Source organism: Candidatus Bathyarchaeota archaeon (assembly GCA_023131225.1).
GTDB lineage: Archaea > Thermoproteota > Bathyarchaeia > Bathyarchaeales > SOJC01 > JAGLZW01.
The window spans coordinates 14299-39395 of the sequence record JAGLZW010000003.1; the positions used below are offsets into that span (position 1 = coordinate 14299).

Genomic DNA, 25097 nt, shown 5'->3' on the forward strand with positions numbered 1-25097 from the left:
TAGCCTTCCTCTATGCATAGACATCTTCTAAAGCTTCTTCGGGTGCTGGAAAGGGGCTATTGATGGCGAACTTGACAGCAGCTTCCACAACTTCAGACACTTCCTTTTCTATCTGCTTTGCCTCTGCAGCTGAAACATCCCCATTTTCCAGAAGCCGCTGCTTCAATCTACGAATCGGGTCCTTCTTAAGCCACTCTTCAACTTCTTCTTTCTGTCTGTAGGCTGCGGGATCAAAGCGGGAATGCCCTTTATGTCTATATGTTTTACATTCTATTAGCGTAGGGCCATCACCATATCTTCCCCTTCTAACTGCTTCCTGTGCAGCTTCGTAAACTGCTATAACGTCGTTTCCGTCTACCGAGACGCCGGGAATTCCATACGCAGCGGCTCTTTTTGCAATATCCTTTATAAGCATGACTTGGGTTTGGCGAGTTCCCATGGCGTAGAGGTTGTTTTCGCATATGAATAAAACAGGAAGTTTCCAAATAGCCGCCATGTTAACGCCTTCATGGAAGGTTCCTTGGTTTGAGGCGCCATCGCCGAAGAAGCCTGCAGTTACTTGGTCCGTGCCCCTTAGCTTTATGGAAAGCCCCGCCCCAGTAGCTATTGGAATTCCTGCGCCTACTACTGCGGTTGCTCCTAAAATGCCTATGCTAAAATCTGCTATGTGCATAGAACCGCCCTTTCCCTTGCAATACCCAGTTTTTTTCCCCAAAATCTCAGCCATAATCCTATCCAGTCTAGCGCCTTTCGCTATACAGTGTCCATGGCCTCGATGGGTACTTACGACATAATCATCTTTTCGCAGGTTCGCACATACGCCAACGGCTACAGCTTCCTCTCCTGCATAGAGGTGGATAGTGCCGGGCACGAGGTTCTCTCCGTACAACTCGAAGACTTTTTCTTCAAAAAACCTGATTTCTAACATTTTACGGTACAGTTCAATCATTTTGTTTCTGTTCAAATCCCGTTTCTCCTATAGTCTATCCTTTAGAAACACTGCTATCTTACATATAAAAACTCTAAAATGAGAAACAGTTGGCGAAGGCTAGTATGAACGGTGCTGGGGTCTTACAAGCTCCTCTAGGATCCCTAGCATATTGGGCACTTGTGTTACTATATCAGTGAATGTGAGTATTCCAACAAGTCTCTCGTTATCCGTAACAAGAAGCCTTTTAATTCTTTTCCTCGCCATAATATTCGCGGCTTCATCGATGCTAGCCATGTCGCGAATAGTTATTACGGGGCTACTCATAACTTCCCTAGCACGCAAAGCTTCTGGCGCTAAGCACGGTTCGACAATCCTTCGAAGAATGTCGCGTTCAGTAATTATGCCCACTGGGCGGTTGCTCTGCACGACAACAATAGAGCCTATGTTAAACTTGTTCATTGTAGCTACAACCTCTTTAACAAGCGTGTCAGGTCTGACAACTTTTACTTCTTTTGTCATTACGTCTCTAACAATAACTATTCCAGCCATTCACCTGTCCCTCCCAACATCTAGTTTAACGATAACTCTGAATCACTTCCTTAAGTGCTTTTACATAGAATTAAGTTCAAAGTTCGTTCTCATCTGCCAACCGGTATGTTTGGTACTCCATCAACTCGTCAGCTGTTATAGAACCGAACTCTTCCTTGATTATCATAATGGCTGCTTGAGGCGGTATGATTCCTCTTTCCGTAATGATAAGGTCAATATGTTCTGGAGGGGTCACGTCAAATGAAGGATTCCGCACTGTGACATTTGGCATTTTTTTAAGTTCCTTTTCTGATATAACTTCTGAAGAATTACGCTCTTCTATCTTCACAAGCTGCCCCAGCATAGTTTCTGGACTGAACTTGTAGGTTTCTGCAGCAACAAAGAATAGAACTCTTGATTCGTGTGCAGCCAAAGCCACCATCGAAGTTCCGATCTTGTTTACAACAGCACCATTAGCGGCTACTGCATCAGCTCCAACAATCGCCTTGTCCATTTTTGCCATAAAAAAGTGAGCCGCTCCGTCAACAATTAACGAGGTAGGTATTCCAATGTCACTCAACGCTTTAGCAGTTATTCTTCCTTGAAAGCGAGGTCTCGTTTCACATACAAAAACTTTGAAGTGCTTGCCTTGACTAAAGGCTGTTTTAAGCACCGCCGTGACTACAGCGCTGTTGCAGTGGGTCACGATTAAATCGCCATCCTCTACTCGCCTAGCACCGATTTCACCAATGCGTTTCACGGCTTTCATTGAATTTTGAATGAAATCCGTCGCAGTCTTCAGAACAATTTGTCGTAAGTCTTCCAATTCTACCTCTCTTTTTTGAGCTTCCCTAACTCTAAACATAATGTAGCGTATGCTATTCGGTAGTGATACTGCTGTTGGTCGCGTGTTTAGAAGGAGTTTTGCTGAAACCTCAAGTTCCTTAACCAAAGTTGAAGATTTCTTAGCTGTAGACTGTTGAGCTGTTATAAGTAGCGCTTCAGCAGCGGACCTTGCAATTTTTCCTGCGCCACGTATTTTCATTCTTTTCATGTCGCGAGCGATTTCATTGACTTTCTCATTAGCTTTTAGCATTTCTTCTCAAACTATGTTAACAACATTTGGAAAAAAGCTTTGCTACGTTACCATTCACATCCTTGAGCGATTAGCAAAGTTCGCTGAATCACGTGCATCACTCTTTCAAAAACTCAAAAACCGGCTATGCACATTAGTTTTATGCGTAAGATTTATAATGAGTTGGCAATGATAACTAAAGTTTTGTGGGTTTAAAATGGAAACGGACGAGATAGCAAGATATGCGTACATCGCCTTCCTCGTCATAGCAATTATAGCGGGTCTAGCAGTCGGCTTCATGGCCTTTAGTGCACATGCAGACGTTGGCGTCGATGAAACTGGCTTTGATGAAACTGGAGTCGCGGATACCAACGGCTATGTCATCCTAATCATGCTAATCTTAGGAATCATCATCGGTCTGACAAGCATTACTATGAAAGAGGTCACTCCATTCCTTATAGCAACAATTGCCCTGATGGTCGCTGCTACTGGAGGAGTCTGGGCTCCGCTGCTAAAAATCGAAGTATTGCAAGTGTTCTATTACATTGCTACAGCAATCACAACCTATATCGCAGCTTTCGCAGCTCCAGCCGCAGTCATAATTGCAATTAAAGCTGTCTTAGCTATGGCAAAAGACTGAATACGCGTAAACCCCCCTTTTTCTTTCTTTTTATTTCAGTTTTTCACACGCACTGATTTTGAACCAACGATCTTTACTTAGAAATATATGCGCACATATCCATTTTAAAAGACGGAGAAGTAGAACAGAAGCCCTTCCTGTTTAGACTATCAGGTTATTCACTTTTCTTTTGTGCTAAGTTTGATGGAGTAGCATGAACTCTGAAAGACGCCGATTTGTTCTTGCAGCATAACGTGGATACTTGGGGGGGGATCAGAAAAAAGAACTGTTGAGAAAACTCGTGAACATGTCGAAGCTATAATAAACTTGTGAAAAATCTAATTCTAAAAACGTTGATTATAGATACTGCATTTCTTTCTGTTGTTGTCGTCCTTGTAGTTTTACTGATAAAGAGAAAAAGAAAACAATTGTCATATACCACTTATGAAGCAACAATAGAACAACTACCGCCCTTTTTCGAGTCTAGAAAACATTAAAAAGGTCAAAGTGATTTCTAAAATTGTGATTTCTTGTGGGAAACATATTGAATGAGTTGAAGGTTAACCCGCTGAATTATGTTGAAAATCTCGAGTCACCTATCGGCATTTACCTTAGAAGAGTCGTATTTGAGAAGGAAACTAGAACTGACATTGTCCTAAAGAGACAACTGTATGAAAAAATTGTTACTGAGCAGTCAGCAGATGGAAGTTGGGACCAAATATTTGTTCACACAGCCAACAATCTTTGGAATCTTGCTCTCCTAGGCTACGGTGCAAAAGATATAAGCGTCAAAAAAGGGTTGGAGTGGCTTTTTTCAATTCAGAAATATCAATATAAAGGCTATCAAGGTTTTTTCCTCTCAAGCAACAGAAAAGATGCACGTGTGATGCGTTCAACATTTTATGGAGAATTTGGGCCAGGCTGCACGATTTTTTATCAAACGACCTATGCGGTTCACTTGTTTCATATGTTTGGTTTTGACAATAATAATCAAGTCCAAACCACCGTGAAATCATATCTTCAGTTCTGGAGACCTAACTGGTGTGGTTCGTGGTGCACAATTAACGTGTTGCGCATGTTAATCGAACATCCGTTAAGCATTGACTCCCAACAAGTTGAGAGTGGCGTGAAATATCTAGTGAAGCGACAGACAAAAATGGGGGCTTGGAAAGGTTTTCCTTTCTATCATACATTTCATGCTTTGTCCAGAACGCGCTATGCTTTAGCAAAGAAGCAGCTTAAGAAAGCGTTTCCGTTAGTTGTTAGGAGACAGAATCAAGATGGAAGTTGGGGTAGAAAAGAGCGGGAGACTGAAACTTTTTTGGTTCTAGACGCTCTGAGGAACTCTGGTTTCATCTGACAGAAACATTGCTATAATTATAGCCACAAAAATTCTGCTCTCCTCAATAATATTACAGAAAATCAAACGACACCTTCTTTTTCAAGTCCACGCAGGCGTTTCTCATGTTCCACCTGCATCCTATTCCAATTGCACACTAGTATTGCTTCTCCAAAGTTGAAATAATACCTTTTTTGGTAATATACACCGCCAACCGTCCCATCGACGTACCATTCGCCGCCCAAGCTGATTCTACCACTCTCAACACCGCGAGAAACCTTCAACACAAGAGCGTCACTTCTCTGTCGCCTTGTTGCAGGGTGATAGGAATCCACAATCTTCTCACCAACTTGAATACCATTCTTAAAGACAGGGACGACTTCGAAGCTGCCGGGCTTGGGTACGTTGATTCTATAAGAAGTTTCGTGGCGACACTCAAAACAATGGAGACGGATAATCTCGTATTTCTTGTCGTGGCGCAGCTCAAAATTATATCCATGACACTTTGGACAGCCAGTTGCGGCGACTGTTTGAAGAGCAGTGTTATTTGCACTAGCCCACTTTAAGTATTGAGCTTCAGGTGAAAATCCATTTTCCAGATCCTTAAAGGCAAACCACCTATGTTTTCGTGGTCGTCCACGTTGTGTCATAGTTCTCAAGATATAACTGGGGGTTCTTGCTTTTTTTGCTTTCCCTAAAATGCACAACAATCACTGTAGAAGAGGAATACAGGATACAGTCACTACTAAGCGTGCTTGAGATAATGCTTAGTAGGCGCTGCGCTCGAAATCAAGGCACAACATGATTATCCGCCCGTGTGGGAACAATTATAGTTCATAGCACTAATATCGCAAACCTTATTTTAGTAGTAACATAGTTTCTCGTGAAAACTTCATGCAGAGAGGTTAGCAAAAAAGATGAGAGCACCACTTTGGACCCCTTCCAACGCACGCATGAAAGAGGCTAACATAACACGGTTTATCAGTTTTGTCAATAAAAAACACAGTCTTAAAATCGATTCCTATGATCAATTGTATAGATGGTCGATAGAAAGTGTATTTGATTTCTGGGCAGCCATGTGGGATTTTGGGGAGATGAAGGCTTCTCGAAGATATGAGCGAGTAGTGGATGACTTGAACAAGTTCCTTGGCGCAAGGTGGTTTGTCGGCGCGAAATTAAATTTTGCCGAGAATCTTCTAAGATATAGAGATAATCATATAGCTTTCGTATTCAAAGGGGAAACCAAGAAATCAACCAGAATGACCTATGCAGAACTATACGATTCTGTAGCATGTTTGGCAAAATCACTACGCGAAATAGGTGTTGCCATTGGGGACCGCGTGGCTGCGTATATGTCTAACCTCATGGAAACCGCCATCGCGATGCTTGCGGTTACAAGTATAGGTGCTATCTGGTCTTCTTGTGGTACTGAACTGGGTCCAAAAGCAGTCCTTGACCGTTTTGGCCAAATCGAGCCCAAAGTTTTGTTCACTACTGATGGATACTACTACAAGGGGAAGAAGTTCAGCGTTTTGTTGAATGCTGCGGAAGTCACAAAAGGAATATCCTCACTAAAGAAAACCGTTGTAATTCCTTATACTGAAGAAAAACCTGATATTAGTTCTATTTCCAACTCTGTGCTTTTCAATGAATTTATATCTCAAGGTGACCAACGAGAGATTCAATTTGAACAGCTGCCTTTTGATCACCCTGCATATATTATGTTTTCCTCGGGCACAACAGGTAAGCCAAAGTGTATGGTTCAAGGAGCCGGCGGCGTTCTTATCAACCATCTAAAAGAACTAATACTTCATACTGATCTAAGACACAATGATAAGATATTCTACATAACAACCCCCAGTTGGATGATGTGGAATTGGTTACTAAGCTCTTTGGCTGTAGGAGCCACCATAGTGTTATACGATGGCAATCCCATCTACCCAGATTGGCGCACTATGTGGCGATTAGTTCAAGATGAAAGAATAACCATATTTGGTTGCAGTGCGAGTTATATCAATTACCTCAAAAACATGGACGTTAGACCAGCTGAGACTTTTGATTTGTCATCATTACGAGAGATGTCTCAAACTGGTTCACCTCTTTCAGCTGAGGGATTTGAATATGTTTACCATGAGATCAAAGAAGACTTGCACTTTAATTCTATTGCGGGAGGCACAGATATTAATGGTTGTTTTGCTGCTGGGACTCCAATCCAGCCTGTATATGCTGGTGAACTACAGGGTCCAGCTTTAGGAATGAACGTGAAAGCATATGATGAAAATGGTAATCACGTAGTTGATCAACAAGCAGAACTTGTTTGTAAAGCTCCCGCTCCATCAATGCCACTTTTTTTCTGGAACGACGTCAATTACGACAAGTATAGAGATGCCTACTTCAATGTTTATCCAAATGTTTGGCGACATGGTGATTGGATTCTGATCCATAGCGATACCGGTGGAATAACTTTCTTAGGTCGCTCTGATTTCACCTTAAAACCATCTGGAGTGCGCATAGGGCCATCTGAAATATATAATGTTGTGGAAAGATTCAGCGGAATTGCTGACAGCCTAGTTATAGGGCAAGATTGGAAAGGAGATCAACGCATTATCCTCTTTGTTAAACTCGCGTTGAGAACCTCTCAATTGACAGAGGATCTGAAAAATGAGGTAAGAAGAGCCTTGCGCGAAGAGGCGTCTCCTAGACATGTTCCAGCCATAATTGTTAGAGCACCCGATATTCCGTACACTTTCAACATGAAGAAAGTTGAGAGTGCTGTCTCAAATATAGCAAATGGTAGGCCAGTCACCAATAGAGACGCGTTAGTTAATCCGGAAACGCTAGATTTCTATGAAAAATTCTTTCTGAGCTTCAAAAAGAATAGTGCAACATTAGATGGTTAAAAAGAACTGAACTATAAAACACAATTAGGATTCACTAATTGTGACCAAGATTTCCCCTAGGGTTACAGCTGCGCCTTCAGAAACCTTAACCTCTTTAACAATTCCGCTCACTTGCGAAACAATTTCATTTTCCATTTTCATAGACTCCAAAACAAGCAAAACGTCTCCCACATACACTCGGTCTCCTGTCTTAACTCTGAGTAGAACAACCTTTCCAGGCATGCAGGCGGATATAACCCTCTTATCCAAGGTCTGAGTTTCAACAATTTTCTTTTCAACTGCAGGCAAATTGAGTCTAAATGCTTGCGAAATAACTTGGCTCTTGTTTTTCATCTGCGCTGAGTAAGAGACGCCATCAACCTTAACAGTAATAGACGTACCTACGCCATCACTATTTAATTCCACTCTGTACGGCTTTCCACCAACATTTATGAAAAAAGGTTTACCGTAACAGATGTCCTCTGAAAGTTCCACCCAGATTGACTTGCCGTCAATCTCCACTTCAAAGGTGGTTTCCTTTCCTAAATCTGGCAATTTGACCTTGCATGGTTTTTTGTCGATAAAAAGATTGTATTCGGTCAATTTAGACGCTCCACCTAAAGGCTTCAAATTCACAATATCTTTTTCCAAAAACCCTCCATTGCGACTTCGTAGCGATTTTTCTGTTAGGGATAACAGCGCGCACAGATTTGCTTTTATGCATTGAGAAGTTTAGGGCCACAACTAAAGCTGCAACATCTTCACTTTCTACCTCTCTTTCTAATATGAAACTTCCTATTCTGTCTTTCATGAAACCAGTGTGGATTTGACCTTCAATAAAATGTTTATCATCCATGATTTTTTTATGCAGTGGGATAGTAGTTTCAATACCTTCGATTTGATATTCTGCGAGAGCGTTTCTCATGCGTTGTATGGCTTCTTTGCGACTTCTGTCCCAAACAGCCAGTTTGGCTACTAATGAATCGTAGAACACGGGTATGGTGTAGCCAGCGTACAGGGCGCTATCCACTCTGACTCCAGGTCCTCCAGGTACACGATATCTTGTTATAGTGCCAGGGCAGGGCGAGAAATCTTTATTCGGGTCTTCTGCGTTGATTCTGCAGTTTATAGCATGTCCACTGATTGTGATATCTTCTTGTTTGTATTGCAGCGGTTCTCCAGCGGCTATTCGAATCTGTTCCTTAACTATGTCAATCCCTGAAACCATCTCGGTTATAAGGTGTTCAACTTGCAAGCGCGTGTTCATTTCCAAAAAGTAGAATTTGTCTTCTTTATCAACTAGAAACTCAACGGTTCCAGCGTTGGTGTAGTTTACAGCTTTCGCTGCCTGTGTAGCTGCTTCTCCCATGGTTTTTCGCAGTTTGTCGGTCATCATGGGAGATGGTGTTTCCTCTATGAGTTTTTGGTACTTCCTCTGGATGGAGCATTCTCGTTCGCCGATATGTACAACGTTGCCCTTTTTGTCGGCGATTATCTGAAATTCAATGTGACTTGGATTCGCCAACCGCTTTTCAATGTAGACATGGGAGCTTCCAAAGGAAGCCTTTGCCTCTAACAGTGCTAGTTCAAAGGCTTTGTCGACGTCACGTTTGTGATTAACAACGCGCATGCCTCGTCCTCCTCCGCCATAAACCGCCTTTATGATTATTGGGTAACCGAGTTTTTCAGCGGCTTCTTCTGCCTCGCTTACGCTTTTAACTGTGTCCATAGTTCCTGGGATGACTTGCAATCCAGCTTTTTCCATTGTCTTGCGTGCCACAACTTTGTTGCCCATTTTCTCCAGAACTTCGCTGGTTGGTCCGATGAATTCTATGTTGTTTCTTTCGCAAGCTTCAGCGAATCTGGGTATCTGAGCCAAGAAGCCGTATCCAGGATGAATAGCTTCGGACGCGGATTTTTTGGCGGTCTGCATGATTTTTTCGATGTTTAAATAGCTTTGGGCTGGTTGTGCGGATCCAATGAAGTGGGGTTCGTCGGCAAGTTTTACATGAAGCGATTCCTTGTCAGCTTCAGAATATACTCCTACGGTTCTGATGCTGAGTTCTTTGCCTGCTCTAATTATGCGCAGTGCAATCTCGGATCGATTGGCGATTAAGATCTTTTTGAACATTCCTGTTTCTCCTTCTCTTCTTTGCGTGTGTGCATAAAATATGTTATGCCATTGCATGCGTAATTCTCATGGAAAAGTTTGACAGAATAGTTATTTTCGATGAATTGTGGGCAACGCAACTTTCGGCAAAGGACTGGGTTGAGTGTTAAAAGCTGTTTTGAAACGTTATTGAATTGATCTCGCAACCGCAAAGGCTTGATCGAGAGTCATCTGAACGCGAGAAGCAAATCGAATTAAGCCAACTTCCTTGGTTAATAACCGTGTTGGAGAAACAATCAGATCGTTTCGAAAGCGCTCCATATACATACATGCTAGGAGTTTGTTAAAAAGTGCGGGGGGATTTGAACCATCCCCACAGTAGAGATATCCCCTGCACAACCTCTTTTTTCTGTACAGCTCTTCTAACAACTGAGTTCGGCTCGTCTATCCCTTTTTTTTGCGAGCGCACAGTGAGAATGTATGGAAAGCAGTGGTCTTTTGTAAAAAAAATGTAACAAAACCGTCAACACCATTGGAAAAAAACGTTGTAAAAACATAGGCATTTCTGGAAAAAAAGCATGAAAACCCCGGAAAATTTTTTTCCTGAAATAAGCTTTAGATAAATAAGCTTGAGGTATTAGTGAAAAATTGTGTTCTCAACGTCGAAAAACGGTTTTCACAACCTGAAACAGAAAAGTCGAACTATCGATTTCAAAAAACGATTTCTAAAATTTAAGTTGCAAAAAGTGAGATACAACTTGCAAAAAAAGTTGTTCCTTCTAACGGTGAATTTCAAAATCCTAGGGAGATCATACAGGAAAAATCAACGTACCAATGTTGGTGCGCATATGATTATTTTGCTCTAGAAGTAGGTTACATAAATGTTATATGTTAACTAGATACATATATCGCAAATATGTATCTAAAAATCACGAAATACAATGCAATTTCAGTACTAGTGATATCCATTCTATTGACAATTACATTGCTTTCACCAATCATCAACGTTACTCATAGTCCAAGTATTAAAGCTAATGAAACTGCAGAGCAAACGAATGGTTTTAATGAGCCAAACTCAAATTCTCATCCAACTTTTCAAGATAGTGTGCGAGATGCATTCCCAAATTTCCGCGCCATAAGCAGCAACTCTACATTTGTCAACGTTACGCCAGACTATATTACGGCTAACTTGAACCAAAATTTCACAATCGACGTAATTATTTCAAATGTATCTGACCTCTCCGGCTTTGATATACAGTTTAGCTGGGATCCATCGCTCCTAGAGTATGTGAGTCACGTGGCAAAAGTCCCGGTAGAGACCTACCCAGATGGCGTACTCTGCCAGCCGATTCTTCCACTCATGGACGATGTTGACGCCACTGCAGGAACATACTGGGCGGCCTTCGCCACCCTTGGAGGGCCATCCTTCAACGGTACGGGCATAGCGTTCGAAATGACCTTTCACGTAATAGGGTCTGGTAGTTGTTTACTAGAAATAACCAGCTGTGACTTAGCAAACAAATATGGCCAAACGATAACTCATTCCATTCAAAACGGCTACTTCAATACAGATGTGCAGATGCTTCCAACAGACATGCCCGTCGTCTATGTTGATCCCCAAAACATTTCTGCGTCCCCTGGAGAAACTTTCACTATCAGTGTGAAGATTTTCAATCTGACAGATACCATCTACGCGTGCTATGACGAATGGGAACCGGGACAGCCATTGCCTCCGCCTGACTCACTGTATGTTTATACTCTTGGCAACCTTTACGCCTTAGACATCCAGTTGAGCTGGGATCCAACGATTCTAGAGCATGTAGATCACGCTGTAAAGATTCCAGTTGAAACTTATCCTGATGGGGTTCTTCACGAACCAATACAACATGTTATGGATTATGTTGATCCGAGCGCGGGAACTTACTGGCTGGCTAAATCATCCCTAGGAGAAGTACCAGGATTCAATTGTCAGGATGCGAACGCGACTGTGTTCACAATGACCTTCAACGTGACGAGACGTGGGAAATGTACCCTAAATCTAACTTCAGTTGACCTTGCTGCTGATCCAGCCATGCTGGTAAGTGGCACAATCAATAAGCTTGCAATCCCACACTGGGTGAGAGACGGCCAGTTCAGCTATGGCGTAGCTGGATTGCCGGTGGCGAATTTTGAGTATTACCCGCTAAGCCCTGTAGTAAACGAAGCTGTAACTTTCGATGCATCAGACAGTTACGATTCTGACGGTTACATCATCCTCTACGTATGGGACTTTGGAGATGGAACCATACAAAATACAACAGACCCCATCACATATCATTCTTACACTACACCTAGCTCATACGATGTAACACTACAGGTAATCGATGATGAAGGGTATAGCGGATTTGCATCCGCGTCAATCAGTGTCAGCGGACCTATGGCATACATTCGAACATATATCCCACATGAATGGGTTGGCGGCGGCTCGGCGATGGGTTGGCATGCAGATGACAGTTGCTGGTCTTATGCTTTGCCCTTCAGCTTCCCATTCTACGGTACCTATTACAGTACACTCTACATTTCCAGCAACGGGCTGATATCATTCACATACGATACCAGCTTAGGAAACAGCATCGAAGCACTGGCAGGCAAAGTTGCAATTGCTCCAGCGTGGGACGATTGGGTAACGGATGGTTCCTACGACATTTATATTTGGCAAAATTCGACATGCATAGGAATCAGATGGTACGTTAGACATTATAGTAGCTATGAAATCGCAAACTTCGAGGCGCTACTCTTCAGCAACGGCGTAATACAATTCAATTACGAATATAACAGCGGTGACATATCGGCAACTATAGGTATATCAAACGGTTACAGCGAAATCCTCGCCGAAGACGCGACAAACCTAAACTATATAAACAGCATCCTCTTTACGCCTTTCTGGTTAGAACATGAACTTTTAGTCTATCTTTCAGCACCAAACCATGTTCTGCCAGGTGAAACAGCCATTCTAAATGCAACCGTTCATAATCTTGGTCTATCCAACGAAACCAATGTAGAACTCTATCTATTAATTAACGGCACTGTTCAAGCGAATATTACACTGGCTGAATTAACGAGCAACTCATACCAAACCCTTGACTATGTCTGGACTCCAGCTTTGGAAGGAACATATAACGTAACAACATACACACCTCCGGTCCCCAACGAAAACATCACAGCAAACAACATCGCAACAAAAATGGTCAATGTGCGGCAAGTTGCTGGATATGTTCTTGTTGATCAAACCCACGGAACAGATGGTATTCATAGCTACAGCATTTGGGTGGCGAACCTTACCGAAGGAGGATACGTAGTTGAAACTCATACTTTAGGTTCCATTACTTCTAATGTACTAGAAGGTTACGACGTATTTGTTATCCCTCAAGCCCACGACTATTATTCCTCAGATGAGCTATCTGCGATACAAGATTTCGTGCAAAATGGTGGGGGGCTCCTAGTGATAGGCGATGATGCACCATATGTTTATACAGATCTCACAAGCTTCGCCGGCATTACATGGATCTCAGGTGGATATGGCGGATATACCAGTGACATTACGCTCCATGCAGTAACTGACGGAGTAAACATGGCGTACTTTGATTCACCCGGTATGATTTATGTTACTTATCCAGCTATAGACCTTATTCGAGACTACTACGGAAACGTTATGCTTGCAGTTTCAGAGGTAGGCACTGGAAAGGTCATAGGGATCGCTGACGAACACTCGATCAACGACTACTATATTGGGTTTGCAGACAACCTCCGTCTCGCCGACAATATGATCAACTGGATTGGGGTAAGATACCCGCATGATCTTGCCGTTTCGGTGAGAGCACTCTCACATCTTCAACCTGGCGATTCAACAATTCTCGAGGCAACCGTTTACAACAGCGGGTTGTCGAATGAAACTGATGTAGAACTACAGATGCTGATCAATGGTGACACTGTTGCAAATGTAACGATTCTTAACCTAATAACTGATTCATCCTACACCCTTTTCTATCCTTGGAGTCCTACAATTGAAGGAACTTACAACGTTACAGCCTATGCGGTACCAGTCCCAGGGGAAACTTACACAGTCAACAACAAAGCGACAAGCTTTGTGAGAGTTACCGAGCCAATGATCCATCCAGAGGAAGGGCAGTACGCAAATTATCTAATGACTACATATAACCAATCTGGTCAGATGCCAAGTTGGATGAAATGGAACTTCACATACCAACGCTACGTTACGCCTTACTCAATCAACGTCACTATGGTGCAACAAGACAGTTCAGGTTATAATCAAACCCAATGGGTGCTCGTAAACACCTTGACCCGCGAAATGACCAGCGGATACTATCCTCTCGAACAATATTACTTCGGATGGATTGAGACAAACATCACAACAGGCTCTACGATAAGGCTACTTGACACCAATGGCACAGTTAAAGGAAGCCAACTAATCGAGGCAGCAGGGACCTACATCGACTGCTGGATAGTGGAGATGATCCATTATTCCGGATACTACACTTACAATTATACGATGTGGTATGACAAAGCCACAGGTCTATGGATTGGAATGCGGTTTAGCAATGACTACTACCCAAACGAGTATAGTATTCTGTTGCTTGTTGACACCAACATCCCCGTTGGCGGAGCATTAAGAATCGAAACAGACAAACCCATGTATACTCGCCTTGAAATCGCAACAATAACCACAACCTATGTCATAGGCGACACACCAATCGAAAACGCCACAGTCACAATCGAAGTTAACTACCCCAATGACACGCTATACTTCATCTGGACGGAAACAACAGACTCAAACGGTACCGCAACATTTGTCTTTTTCATAGAAGAAAATGCATCCTACGGTACATACACCGCATACGCCTCAGCTTACAAACTTGGCCTAGACCCAAGAACGGCTACAACAACATTTATCGTAGGCCACCTTGAACCCAACATAGAGATGTGGTTCGAAGGACCGGATGTTGCACTCATTGGCTATGATATAATTACAGTTCTTCACGTGCAAAACACTGGAAACGCAACAGCCTACAACGTTACAACAACATTAGACATCCCAAGCAGCCTCACAATCATTTCAGCAAACAATACATTCAGCGGCATCATCGACCCGGAACAAGGAGTAATACTGGTCGCCATCTTAACAGCGCCAACACCAAGCAGACACCTTCTAACAGCATCCACCACCTACACCAAAGCCGACGGAACACCCATGCCCCCAGTCTACGCCGAGAAAACATTAGTGTATGCATACCATGAAGACTATCCAGTAGACCTCACTGAAATGACAATAACAGGCACAACAGAACAAATAATAGTGAACCTTACGATAACAAACTACGGAGACTCACCAATACAAATAACACTAATAGCCTCCGCACAGCACGTAACATCCAAACTTATGCTTCGTTCAGTCTACCAAACCATAATCATAAACCCGAACGAAACAATAATAATATCCCTTGCAATCGCCATCCCTTCAACTGCTCCATCAGGAGAATATATCGTGCTAAGCATCTTAGCAACCCAACTTCCAAGCCAAGACGGCTTCACACTAGTAACGAAACAAGAAACAGTGATCATCTAAAGAGGGCCGCCAATGAAGGACATTACTGACCTTCCTATAAACTCCCCCTTTTTTCAAACTTAACTTTGAAATTATCTCAGAAAATTAAATTGAAGTAGGGAACTTGAATGAGAAAGCTTGATACCACACTACTGATACTCCTCATGTCGCTCTCTTTCTTTTTGGCACCCCAAATAATATTCGCCTCAACATCATTTCCGCAACATGAAAGAGTTCCAAAAAACGGGTCTACTTCCGAGTTAAGAAGCATTCTAGAAGAAAACATGCAACCATTATCTTCTCTCTCTTTGCTTTTGTCCTTGGACAAAGACACTTATATTCGACAAGAAACGATAGTTGCGACTGTACAATTCCTCTATGAGCAAACACCGATCCCAAACGCCCAAGTCACTTTAGAAGTTGACTTTCCCAACGGTACTTCTTGGTTTATATGGGGCAATAACACGGACGAAGACGGATTCTCAAGATTTGACTTTCTCATCGCTCTAACGAATCCTTCAGGAAAGTATGCAGTGTATTCGACAGCGTATAAAGAAGGATTGGGAACTGCAACTGCAGCAAGAATTTTCACAGTGCGCGCGCCCGATGTTGCTATCACGAACGTTGCTCCATCCTCAGATGTTGTAACTCAAGGGGATACAATCACAATAGATGTCGATGTTGCTAATGAAGGAATAACAACTGAAACTTTCACTGTGGCCCTTTTCGCTGACAAAAACACCATTGTTATCGGAGACGAGATTATCATCGGAAACCAAACAATATTTTCCTTAGCAAATGGAACATCAACAATCGTCACCTTTACATGGAATACTACAGGTGTGGCTGAAGGCAATTACACAATAAGCGCCCTAGCCTCCTCGGTGCAGGGCGAAATCGACCTATCCAACAACATTTACACTGATGGCATAGTGAAAATAATCCCACCAATGGAGTTGAGAGTGATAATAGATCAAGCTCTAGTCAGTGATAATAGAACTGACATAACCAGTTCACAATGGGTTAGTTTTCACGCGAAATGGTTAAATGGATCTGATGTCATCGGCGGCAATATATACGTTAATGAAACAGCCTATAGTACAAACAAAAGCGGATGGATAACAATTCACGTGAGCTTCGACACCGTTGTCAAAGGAGTCTGGACGGTGACTGGAGTTTCATGCAACGGTATTGTCACATTCCAACAAACCGTTAGTAATCCATGGATCATTTGGGATCGAGTTAAAGTGATCCTCGACACCTTTAACACAAGAATAGATGTGAGCACCAATGCCTCAATAAGATGGACAGGAACATATGAATATGATTCGACAAGTTTCTACGAAAGCATTACACTCAATGATACTACATTAAAGGATATCGTTGGAAAATATGGCTTCACGGTTCAAAGCATCCAAGATCCGAAATATGATTTGACAGCATTTACATCTAATTCGATATATGTAATTTTTGACAGAGTCTCTATCACTTTGTCTATAGGTGACTCCCACATCGACTTAGGATCTGAAGCTGCATTAGTCTGGACAGGCGTATACGAATATAACCTAACAATCTTTAGCGGCACCGTAACCCTGAACGATACTAACACAATAAAGACAACCGTGGGAAGATACGGGTTCGTAACCGAAAGTATAACAGACCCATTATACGGAATAACAACTTTTACGTCAAATGAAGTCTATTGCATCTGGGATCAAGTTGATATCATTTTAGCAGTAAACGATAATAGAATTGACCTCGGTAGTACTGCAAATATTACATGGACAAGCATCTATGAATATGATGACATTACTTTTAATGGAATGATTGGTCTAAATGGCACTTTAACAAAAAATGTTGTGTGTAAATATGGCTATAAAGTAAAATCAATTTCAGATCCAATTTATGGACTAACTGTTTTCTCATCCAACGCAGTATTTTGCATATGGGACATGATAAAAATCTTTGAGGGTGGAGTTTCTCGTCCAGTAACTAACATTACACAGACTGAAACAGTTTGGTTCAAAGCTAAATACGAATATGATGGTGAGCTTTTTGATGAAAGCAAAGGTTTGCTCTTCATAAATAACACTGCTATGACTTGGTCTACGATGAACGATAGATGGGAATGTGAATATGATTTTTCTACTATTGGAAATAGAACGTTCCTGGCATCCGGCGTTTTAGACACGCAATATGCTATAGCAAACATAAACGACATTGTTGGACCCTTATCAATCACTTGGGTTGAACTAGTGTATTACATACCTCGACCACCCAGCCCTGGACAACCTATAATCATAAATGCAACAACAGTAATCAACGCCACTATAATAATAGACGACATATCTAAGGAATGCATGCTCCTAGTTAGAATAGTTCCTATGCCAGGTCCACCACCAGATGGTTCAAACGGTGTTGGAAAGCCTTTCGAGATCAATGCAACTGGAAATCCAGCAGGGCAGTTTAGAATTCGGATTTACTATTCGGAAGAACAGCTGGCAGTTCTTGGGATAGACGAAAAAACCCTTAAAATACATATTTGGGATGGCAGCCAATGGGTACCCATAATTTCAAGCCATGTCAATCGTGCAAAGAACTACGTTGAAGCGGTTGTCAATCACTTCAGCACCTTTGGCCTCATTGGCAGTTATTCTGCTAAACCACCACCTCGATCACTAGAATGGATCGCTTTAATTGTAACAATAGCAGTTGCAGCTTCAATTTCTCTGATTCTGATCTTAAGAAAAAAAGGTAAAAAACAATCTAGATCCCAGTAATTTTTGAAAATGATTGAAGCAAAAACATTTACTACCTGAAAACGCGTATGGATGTTAACATTCTAATGACATCGGAGAAAATGTGCCAACAGTGAAATTGTGACTACAAGATATGCTTCTCGAATACACTATGTTATTTTCACTTCCTATGGAGATGCGTTATCTCCAATAGTGTTATAACGCTCAAATCCAGCCTCTCCGAGTTCTTAGCTTTTTCCACAATCTCCACTATTTGAACTTTGTACTCGTCTGACTTTAAGTCGATTAGGTGTGTGTAGATTTGGATACTTTAACGTGTTTTTGATGTTTCTGTGTCCCATTTTTCTTTGAACGTGAACTGTGTCCTTAGTTTTGTGGTACAGCATTGTGCTGTAGAAGTGCCTTAAGTCGTATAGTCGAATCTGTTTCAATTCTGGCTTGCCTAATCTCTCAGCTACTTTGTTTCCAAGTCTGTTCCAGTTTTTTGAAGAGTTTTGGAACAAGGAAATATTTTCTCGTTTAATGATAGATTCTTTGTTGAAACCAATTGCTTCAGTAAGGCTAAGGTTTCACTTTTCAGCTTTAGGACTCTTGCTTCTCCACCTTTAGCTGTCTCTGGATATCCTAAGCCTTGATGTAAGTCAATATGTTTCAGAGTTAGATCTTCAACTTCGATAGGTCCAAGTCCGCATTCTTTAATCAGTTTGAAGGCCACTCGATTTCTCGTTTTAGTATAGCTGTCAATCAAGTCAATATCTGACTCTAAAGGCAACTTCTTAAGGCTGAAAGCTCTTTGATACTTCGGTCTCTTCCAAGACAAACCATAAAAAACAGCATAGTGATTGTAAGCGTTTACCACATTCTCTTTGTAGCCGTTCGACCAATCAACCTTCGCTATGAACTCTTTAATTTCATCGGGATTGTCTAAGTTGACATGTTTCGCCAAGTTCCTAAGTCTCTTACCAATAGGCTCTATCGTATTTTCTGAATAGCCATCTTTCTTCATTTGCCACAAAACTTGGAATATGCGTCGAGCGTAGGGTGCAGTGATGGTGCGGGGGGTGGGATTTGAACCCACGAACGCCTACGCGACAAGGTCCTAAGCCTTGCTCCTTTGACCAGGCTCGGAGACCCCCGCTTAGACATCCATTCAGAAGATTGAAACTGCATATAAGTGTAAACGTTCATTTTTTCGAAATCCTTTAAAACTCTTGAAAGGTAATTGTCTTGACCATTATGCCTCGGTGGCCTAGCTCGGTAGGGCATCGCCTTGGTAAGGCGGCGGTCGCGGGTTCAAATCCCGCCCGAGGCTTCCGTTTCTGAAATATGTAAGGACCCGCAATTATCTCTATATTTCTCTGTTCGTGAGTATTAATCATGCGCTCCATAACCGTTCTAACAATCAACGGAGAGCCTGAAAACGAGATAGACCTAGTCAAGATTGTTGAGGATGCAAGAACCTATTTTCCGTCGGAAACATGGGACGACATTAAATATCTCGGAAAACTCAGTTTGGAGTACGATGTTAAGATAGCATTAAATAGAGAATCTTTTGCGGCTTTCCTTTTTGAAAAGCTGATTGAGAGAATTGGGAAAATAAATAGCTCCGATAGATTGATGAGCCTTTTGTTGGGAATAACACTAGATCCAATAGTGGCTGTGCACTATTTTTTTGATGGAGAAAACTTCAAGAAAACAGTTTATCTTGTTCACGATTATGTGGCTGAAAAGGTTGGAGTTGTGTCTCTTTTCCAAGTGGATAATGAGTCTTCAAGAAAAGTAGTGGCTCACGGGTTAGGCCATAACAAAGGTCTACGGCATCATATGGAGCCAATTGACCTCATGTATTCTGAGCTTTTGCGATTCCCTAGATTGCAAGTAGAAGGGTTTTGTAAGGTTTGCCTGCGTAAGTTGACAGAAGGTCAGACGGGCATGTCAGATTTAAAATAAGTACTGCGCCAACAAAAGGTGTTATAAAGCGAAGAGAGTTGCGTTTTTCCCTTTCTAAAAAATTCCATATATCTGATCTGGTGCGAGAATGTCGGGGAATTTTTTTCTTAACTTTAAACGAGTGGAATAGCACAGGTGGCATTCGTCAACGTAGCCATCTTCATGTTCAACTTGGTGTTCTCTAACAAGTTCAGTTGGTCCTCCCTTTAGAATTGGTGCACATATGGGATGCTTTTCTGGATTAAATTTGGCGAACAATTCCGGCAGTGGGGTTTGCTTCATATTTCCTATTGTGATGCCTTGACAGACGTGGACATAGCCAAAGGGGTCGATATGGACTCGGCTTTGATTAGAAAAGTCTTCGTCTAGGCATTTGCTAAATTCTGTCCAATGCTTTCTTGGTAATCCTTCTACAAGTTTTTCAACCGCTCGACCTTTGAACAACACTCTACCTTCGACAACTGGCTTGCCTTTCCACTCAATTTCCTTCAAGTATTTCTTTGGGTCTTCTATGATAATCTTGCCAACCGGTAAGCCAAGGTCCTTGGCGGCTTCGTAAGCGTATTTAGCAAGGTTCTCCTCGGTTTCGCCGTAATGATAGGCGTCGTCGCTTATGGACAAATCGGAAATGCCAATCTCCGAAATTGGGGTGAGCCATTCTTTTGCATCTTCAACTGACGTAGCCCAGTAAGTGTTTGTGACTATACCAGTTTTGAAACCATATTCTTTTGCTGTGCGTAAACCCCAAAGCATAGCTTGATAGTAGAGGAAAGGTTCACCGCCCTCAAAATATATCCACTTAATATTCCCAACCTGTTTTGCCTCTTTGAGAATCTCGCGTATATCTGAAATCTTCATTACACCTTTTGCGTCGGGACAACTGTAAACGAAGCAGTGGTCACACTCGAAATTGCATTGATAAGTTTGAAGAAGATGTAACCCAGTTATTGCCATAATTTTATTTTTGGAGGCTTGGAGCATTTAGCTTTTTTTGTGACGGTAAAACATAGGTGCTCAGCGGGTTTTTCACTGTTTTAACGAAAAAGCTATAGGGGTTTATACATTAAATTAGACAAGTTCTTTGAAAGAATAAGCTCTATATATAACGTGACAGCAACATGATGAGGGGACTGTAGTGAGCTTTGAAGAGCTCTTGCCATATATTCTAGCCTTAATCGTAACACCAATCGCAGTCCTCATCGTCCTTTACGCCACGAAACTTAGAAAAAAGGAAGAAAATTTGGAACTTTCTCCAAAGCTAGAGGCTGCAGAAAGATGGCGCTATAGAGTTCAACGAAGCATCTCTTTGGGCGACTCAAAAGAGGCCAACGAAAAGCTGAGAACCTTAAGTTTGGAAAGAGAGATTTTAAGCGATGCTATACGCCGTCTTTACGAAGCCCACGCCGAAGGAAAAATAACTGAAGAGGAGCGCGAACGGCTGGCCAAGAGATACAAATCGAGAATGATGAACGTCAAGGAAGCCATCGCAGAAAGCGAGTCAGTTGTGGCGCTTCATGAATTAGAGGCAATGCAGGAAGATTTGATTAGCTTATTCGATGAACGATTCGACGAATTAAATGCCAAAATTGAAACTTTACGTTCACGAGTTGGGTTGGAAACAGAGGAATCAATCATTCCCACCCCTATACCTGTACAAATTGAAGCGAAGCCGCTTGAAAAGGCAGCTGCAAGAAAGACAAAAAAGAAAAAAACTTCGCGAAAGCCTCAAAAACCTCGTAAGACAGCAGCGGAGGAAAGAATAGAGAAAATCCGCGCAGAGGTGGAAAAAGTTTTAGATCGCCTTGAACAGATGGAGGTTGAGACCTAAGTTTGGATTGGCGAGAAAACGCCAAAAAGATGGCGGCCATAAACGCAGTTAAACACGTTGAAGACGGGTTTATTGTGGGCTTAGGAAGTGGGACAACGGTTACTTACGCTTTTCAAGAAATTGGTAAGAGAATACACGAAGAGAAACTGCACATTTATGGGGTTCCTACATCCTATCAAGCCTTCCTGCTAGCTGTACAAAACAGTATTCCCGTAACCACACTGGACGAACATCACCAACTCGACATAGCAATAGATGGTGCAGACCAAGTGGATGAAAAGCTTAATATGATTAAAGGCGTAGGCGGGGCGTTAACTCGAGAAAAAATAGTAGCGTCTGCATCAAGAATGAACGTTATCATAGTTGACGAGACAAAGTTGACAAGGAAACTGGGCGTTAATCAACCTGTTCCAGTCGAGGTTTTGCCTTTCGCTATGTCCACCATAACAAAAAAATTGCGCATATTGGGTAGCAAACCTATTCTGCGTGAGGCGGAAAAGAAACTTGGTCCCGTGGTGACGGATAACGGAAATTTCATCGTTGATGTAGATTTCGGGTCAATTGACAACCCAAAAGAGTTGAACCGAACGTTGAAAGCTATCCCTGGAATAGTTGAAACCGGTCTGTTCGTAGGGATGGCAGACGTTGTTTATGTTGGTGGAAGAGAAGCTGTTCAGAAGCTTGAAAAGTAATATAGCTGTATGGCTATAAGGTTTTATTGTTTCTTTGATGGTAGGGCTTCTACAGCCTCTCTCGCTTTTGTTCCTGCAAAAGGATTGTTGATGATACTATCTAGATAATCTTTCCACAGTTCAAACTTTTCCAATAAGTTTCGATATACCTTCTCGTGAACACGCAATAATCTCTATTTGCTGCTTTCTCGCCGCATATTCTGCAGTTCAACACGTTTCTTCCTCCATTCCTTTTTCGGACAGATAGGGTTTAAGCATAAACTCCAAGGTCTTTTTCCTCTCCTAAAGACCATTATGGTTGGCCAACCACAGACGTTACATGTTCTTCTCGTTGGTTTAACCGTGCCAAGTTGGGGGAGGGGAAAAGAAGTTTTGCAGCTGCTTTTGAAATAGTTGGTGCATCCGACGAAGCGTTTGCCAGTTTTGCGGGAGCGGAGAATTATGAGTTTACCTGTTTTACATGCGGGGCAGTCGCTGATTATGCGCTCTTGTAGTCTCGCTTGTCTAACGGCGTCGCTTAGGACTTGACCTATTGCTTCCTCTCGGTTTTTTAGTTCTTCCAAAACTGGTCTTAAACGATTAATGGCTTCTGCAAGGACGTTTTCACGTTTCTCCTCATTCTTTTTGATACGTCGTATTTTTTCTTCGAGTTCACGTGTCAGTTTAATTGAAACTACTGTGGGCGCGTGTTTTTGGAGAATTTCTGTAACGGTATGACCCAGTTCTGTTACTCTGATGCTTTCTTCTGTGATGTAGTTTCTGTTGTAGAGTGTTTGAATGATGTTTGCTCTTGTGGCTTTGGTGCCAATTTCCTCTTTTTCCATCTTTTTGAGGAGGCTGCTAGGGTTGTAACGAGGTGGTGGTTTGGTGAATTTGTCTTCACTGATTACTTTGTTTACCCTAACTTCTTCACCTTCTTTGACGTCTGGAAGCTGAACTTCATCAGAGCGAACATATGGTTTGTAGAAGCGTATCCATCCCTCCTTGAGAATTTTGCGTCCAAACAGCAAAAACTGGTAGCCATTAACATCGATTTTAATCCTCATACTCTGTTTTGTAGCGGATTCACTGAACACTGCCATGAAGCGTTTCACAATCAGGTCCCAAAGCTTACGTTCAGAAGTATTTAGTTTGCGTTCTGGCAGGCTTCCTGTTGGGTAAACAGCTGGATGTGCAGGATCTTCTTTCTTTCCTTCTTTTGGCTCCAATTTTTCACAGCCAAGTAATTCTGAGGCTAGTTTTCGATAAGCTGATTCTTTTCTCAGTCCAGCAAGGATAGACTTGTAATTTATTGTGGGTGGCAATTTTTGGCTACTTGTTCTTGGATAGGAGATCAACGCGTCTAGATATAGACGTTCGGCTAGACTTGTCGTTCTTCTCGGATTGTATCCGAAAAGACGGTAAGCTTCGCTTTGCAATGTGCCTAGGTCAAAGGGAACTGGAGGGTTTTGCCTAAACACTTTTTTTTCGATTTTTGCAATTTCCCCTGTCTTTCCCCTGCAAGCATCAACAATGGCGTCTGCCTCGGTTTTGTTTTCCATCTTCTTCTTTTCATATTCCACCTCGAAAAATTTGCTTTGTATTTCAACCTGGGCTTTAATAGTCCAATATGGTGTAGGGACGAAACGGGCGATAGAGTTCTCTCTTAGAACTAGAAACCTCAAAGTTGGACCTTGCACTCTGCCAGTGCTTAGGGTTGCATATCTACCGCTCGCTCGTTTTACTGCCGAAGTCAGTGCTCTCGAGAGGTTTATGCCATATAACCAGTCTATTTCATGTCTTGCCTTCCCTGCTTCAACAAGGCTGAAATCGAGCGTCGGTGAACGGTGCTCGTAGGCTTGTTCCAGCTCGACCTTTGTCAACGTGGAATATTTCATTCTTTCAGCAACATCTGCCTTGCCACAAGCATAGTTAAGGATGCTATAGCCAATGAGGCTGCCTTCCATGTCATAATCACAAGCATCTATAAACATGTCAGCGTCAAGTGCAAGTCTAGAAATGGTTTCTATCCATACTTTGGTCCGTTGAGCGCCTTTTTCAGCTAAATATCGGGGAGCCCACTTGAAACTGAAAACCGGATAAAGAGATTTCTTACCTTCTCTTTGGGTAACAGTGTAGAGATGTCCGAGAGCAGGAACGACAACAATCTTTCTATCTCTCTCAGCAACGAAATAGGGAACTCCTTTTTCTTTATACTTCTTTGGTTTGTTATTCTTGTCTAGAGCTTTAGCAATTCGTTCAGCAGCGACCGGTTTTTCAGCGACAATCAAGGTATGCTCTTTCATAGGACTCCCTCAAAACTGCAAAGATTTCTCTCACACAGTCAAGACTAAGTTAGCTATAAATGATAATTCATTTGATAGGCAGCTCTTTTCATGCGCTTAAAACAACACAAACTGCAATACACGAAAATCACATCAGTGCCTTACCTATAAGCTTCAAAACTTGCCGGGGAGAAAAACGCACAAAACTTGCCTTTGACAGCCATCTTCCAAGCTTTGGCACAAGTCCTACAGCATCTGTCCCAAGTTTACAGACAACAACATGCTCCAAAATACCCAACGACTCAACCCCTAGTACATCACGCTCAAGCCTCATCCTTCTAATTGCCTCTATTACTTTGTGACCTAATGCTCCCAAAACAACCAAACGATCAGTCCGTGTGGCAATCCAGCGACTGTAAAGCTCCAATTGTTTCTCTGTCAACTCCGCCTTGAACTCGCCCGCACCAACCTTAACTATCCGAATTTCTAAGGGAAGCTTATCCACTAACCCGTACAACTCA

At 42.2% G+C, this 25097-nt stretch carries 19 protein-coding genes and 2 tRNA genes; 9 read left to right on the forward strand and 12 right to left on the reverse strand.

All coding sequences use genetic code 11. The features are described 5' to 3' along the window. Positions 1-10: 10 nt before the first annotated feature. The 3 genes from pdhA to KAU88_00970 all read right to left on the reverse strand — a co-directional run bounded on the left by pdhA (position 11) and on the right by KAU88_00970 (position 2555). Entirely contained in the window at positions 11-949 is a 939-nt protein-coding gene (gene pdhA / locus KAU88_00960; protein ID MCK4477087.1) for a pyruvate dehydrogenase (acetyl-transferring) E1 component subunit alpha, read from the reverse strand. Between the two features lie 99 nt (positions 950-1048). Continuing rightward, a complete protein-coding gene (locus KAU88_00965) occupies positions 1049-1480 on the reverse strand; it encodes a CBS domain-containing protein (GenBank protein MCK4477088.1) in 432 nt (143 codons plus the stop codon). 76 nt (positions 1481-1556) lie between these two features. Further along, on the reverse strand, positions 1557-2555 hold the full coding sequence (locus KAU88_00970) for a ribose 1,5-bisphosphate isomerase (GenBank protein MCK4477089.1): 999 nt from the start codon (positions 2553-2555) through the stop codon (positions 1557-1559). 196 nt (positions 2556-2751) lie between these two features. Between KAU88_00970 and KAU88_00975 the strand changes: the two genes are divergently transcribed. Together KAU88_00975 and KAU88_00980 are read left to right on the forward strand one after the other, a co-directional pair. Then, on the forward strand, positions 2752-3174 hold the full coding sequence (locus KAU88_00975) for a hypothetical protein (protein ID MCK4477090.1): 423 nt from the start codon (positions 2752-2754) through the stop codon (positions 3172-3174). Between the two features lie 523 nt (positions 3175-3697). Further along, positions 3698-4513: a hypothetical protein gene (locus tag KAU88_00980; GenBank protein ID MCK4477091.1), complete on the forward strand. Its 816-nt coding sequence runs from the start codon at positions 3698-3700 to the stop codon at positions 4511-4513. Positions 4514-4575: 62 nt separating this feature from the next. Here KAU88_00980 and KAU88_00985 read toward each other — a convergent pair whose 3' ends face one another. Next, the gene (locus tag KAU88_00985) at positions 4576-5142 is read right to left on the reverse strand and encodes a hypothetical protein (GenBank protein MCK4477092.1); all 567 of its coding nucleotides are present in this window, start codon (positions 5140-5142) and stop codon (positions 4576-4578) included. A 267-nt stretch (positions 5143-5409) separates the two neighbouring features. Here KAU88_00985 and KAU88_00990 point away from each other — a divergent pair, with 267 nt between their 5' ends. Next, the gene (locus tag KAU88_00990) at positions 5410-7392 is read left to right on the forward strand and encodes an acetoacetate--CoA ligase (protein MCK4477093.1); all 1983 of its coding nucleotides are present in this window, start codon (positions 5410-5412) and stop codon (positions 7390-7392) included. 24 nt (positions 7393-7416) lie between these two features. Here the strand turns inward: KAU88_00990 and KAU88_00995 are convergent, their stop codons facing one another. Together KAU88_00995 and accC are read right to left on the reverse strand one after the other, a co-directional pair. Then, complete coding sequence (locus tag KAU88_00995; GenBank protein ID MCK4477094.1) at positions 7417-7974, reverse strand: biotin/lipoyl-binding protein; 558 nt, start codon at positions 7972-7974, stop codon at positions 7417-7419. Between the two features lies 1 nt (position 7975). After that, positions 7976-9502, reverse strand: coding sequence for an acetyl-CoA carboxylase biotin carboxylase subunit (gene accC, locus KAU88_01000; GenBank protein MCK4477095.1), 1527 nt, complete (start codon positions 9500-9502; stop codon positions 7976-7978). A gap of 952 nt (positions 9503-10454) precedes the next feature. Here accC and KAU88_01005 point away from each other — a divergent pair. Together KAU88_01005 and KAU88_01010 are read left to right on the forward strand one after the other, a co-directional pair. Then, the gene (locus KAU88_01005) at positions 10455-15104 is read left to right on the forward strand and encodes a PKD domain-containing protein (GenBank protein ID MCK4477096.1); all 4650 of its coding nucleotides are present in this window, start codon (positions 10455-10457) and stop codon (positions 15102-15104) included. 107 nt (positions 15105-15211) lie between these two features. Continuing rightward, positions 15212-17863: a hypothetical protein gene (locus KAU88_01010; protein ID MCK4477097.1), complete on the forward strand. Its 2652-nt coding sequence runs from the start codon at positions 15212-15214 to the stop codon at positions 17861-17863. A gap of 206 nt (positions 17864-18069) precedes the next feature. Here KAU88_01010 and KAU88_01015 read toward each other — a convergent pair whose 3' ends face one another. The 3 genes from KAU88_01015 to KAU88_01025 form a co-directional block, all read right to left on the reverse strand. Further along, entirely contained in the window at positions 18070-18345 is a 276-nt protein-coding gene (locus KAU88_01015; GenBank protein ID MCK4477098.1) for a site-specific integrase, read from the reverse strand. Further along, on the reverse strand, positions 18297-18920 hold the full coding sequence (locus KAU88_01020; protein MCK4477099.1) for a hypothetical protein: 624 nt from the start codon (positions 18918-18920) through the stop codon (positions 18297-18299). Before KAU88_01020 ends, KAU88_01015 begins: the two co-directional genes overlap by 49 nt. Continuing rightward, positions 18893-18980, reverse strand: a tRNA-Leu gene (locus KAU88_01025). Before KAU88_01025 ends, KAU88_01020 begins: the two co-directional genes overlap by 28 nt. 100 nt (positions 18981-19080) lie before the next feature. On the opposite strand from KAU88_01025, the gene KAU88_01030 reads away from it, so the two are divergent. Both KAU88_01030 and KAU88_01035 read left to right on the forward strand, forming a co-directional pair. Continuing rightward, a tRNA-Thr gene (locus KAU88_01030) sits at positions 19081-19154 on the forward strand. Between the two features lie 65 nt (positions 19155-19219). Beyond that, complete coding sequence (locus tag KAU88_01035; protein MCK4477100.1) at positions 19220-19792, forward strand: hypothetical protein; 573 nt, start codon at positions 19220-19222, stop codon at positions 19790-19792. Between the two features lie 54 nt (positions 19793-19846). On the opposite strand, the gene KAU88_01040 is transcribed toward KAU88_01035, so the two are convergent. Then, positions 19847-20746 (reverse strand): radical SAM protein, encoded by a 900-nt coding sequence (locus KAU88_01040; GenBank protein MCK4477101.1) that lies wholly within the window; start codon positions 20744-20746, stop codon positions 19847-19849. A 181-nt stretch (positions 20747-20927) separates the two neighbouring features. Here KAU88_01040 and KAU88_01045 point away from each other — a divergent pair, with 181 nt between their 5' ends. Both KAU88_01045 and rpiA read left to right on the forward strand, forming a co-directional pair. Next, positions 20928-21620, forward strand: coding sequence for a hypothetical protein (locus tag KAU88_01045; GenBank protein MCK4477102.1), 693 nt, complete (start codon positions 20928-20930; stop codon positions 21618-21620). 29 nt (positions 21621-21649) lie between these two features. Continuing rightward, entirely contained in the window at positions 21650-22312 is a 663-nt protein-coding gene (gene rpiA / locus KAU88_01050; GenBank protein MCK4477103.1) for a ribose 5-phosphate isomerase A, read from the forward strand. 173 nt (positions 22313-22485) lie between these two features. Here the strand turns inward: rpiA and topA are convergent, their stop codons facing one another. Further along, entirely contained in the window at positions 22486-24597 is a 2112-nt protein-coding gene (gene topA, locus KAU88_01055) for a DNA topoisomerase I (protein ID MCK4477104.1), read from the reverse strand. A gap of 127 nt (positions 24598-24724) precedes the next feature. Next, positions 24725-25097: DUF2110 family protein (locus tag KAU88_01060; GenBank protein MCK4477105.1), on the reverse strand; the 373-nt coding region annotated here is incomplete at its 5' end.

Bases quoted from the DNA above. Each gene is read 5' to 3' on its own strand.
- pdhA (MCK4477087.1), bottom strand. From the start codon at position 949: ATGATTGAACTGTACCGTAAAATGTTAGAAATCAGGTTTTTTGAAGAA.
- KAU88_00965 (MCK4477088.1), bottom strand. From the start codon at position 1,480: ATGGCTGGAATAGTTATTGTTAGAGACGTAATGACAAAAGAAGTAAAA.
- KAU88_00970 (MCK4477089.1), bottom strand. From the start codon at position 2,555: ATGCTAAAAGCTAATGAGAAAGTCAATGAAATCGCTCGCGACATGAAA.
- KAU88_00975 (MCK4477090.1), top strand. From the start codon at position 2,752: ATGGAAACGGACGAGATAGCAAGATATGCGTACATCGCCTTCCTCGTC.
- KAU88_00985 (MCK4477092.1), bottom strand. From the start codon at position 5,142: ATGACACAACGTGGACGACCACGAAAACATAGGTGGTTTGCCTTTAAG.
- KAU88_00990 (MCK4477093.1), top strand. From the start codon at position 5,410: ATGAGAGCACCACTTTGGACCCCTTCCAACGCACGCATGAAAGAGGCT.
- accC (MCK4477095.1), bottom strand. From the start codon at position 9,502: ATGTTCAAAAAGATCTTAATCGCCAATCGATCCGAGATTGCACTGCGC.
- KAU88_01010 (MCK4477097.1), top strand. From the start codon at position 15,212: ATGAGAAAGCTTGATACCACACTACTGATACTCCTCATGTCGCTCTCT.
- KAU88_01035 (MCK4477100.1), top strand. From the start codon at position 19,220: ATGCGCTCCATAACCGTTCTAACAATCAACGGAGAGCCTGAAAACGAG.
- KAU88_01040 (MCK4477101.1), bottom strand. From the start codon at position 20,746: ATGGCAATAACTGGGTTACATCTTCTTCAAACTTATCAATGCAATTTC.
- rpiA (MCK4477103.1), top strand. From the start codon at position 21,650: ATGGCGGCCATAAACGCAGTTAAACACGTTGAAGACGGGTTTATTGTG.
- topA (MCK4477104.1), bottom strand. From the start codon at position 24,597: ATGAAAGAGCATACCTTGATTGTCGCTGAAAAACCGGTCGCTGCTGAA.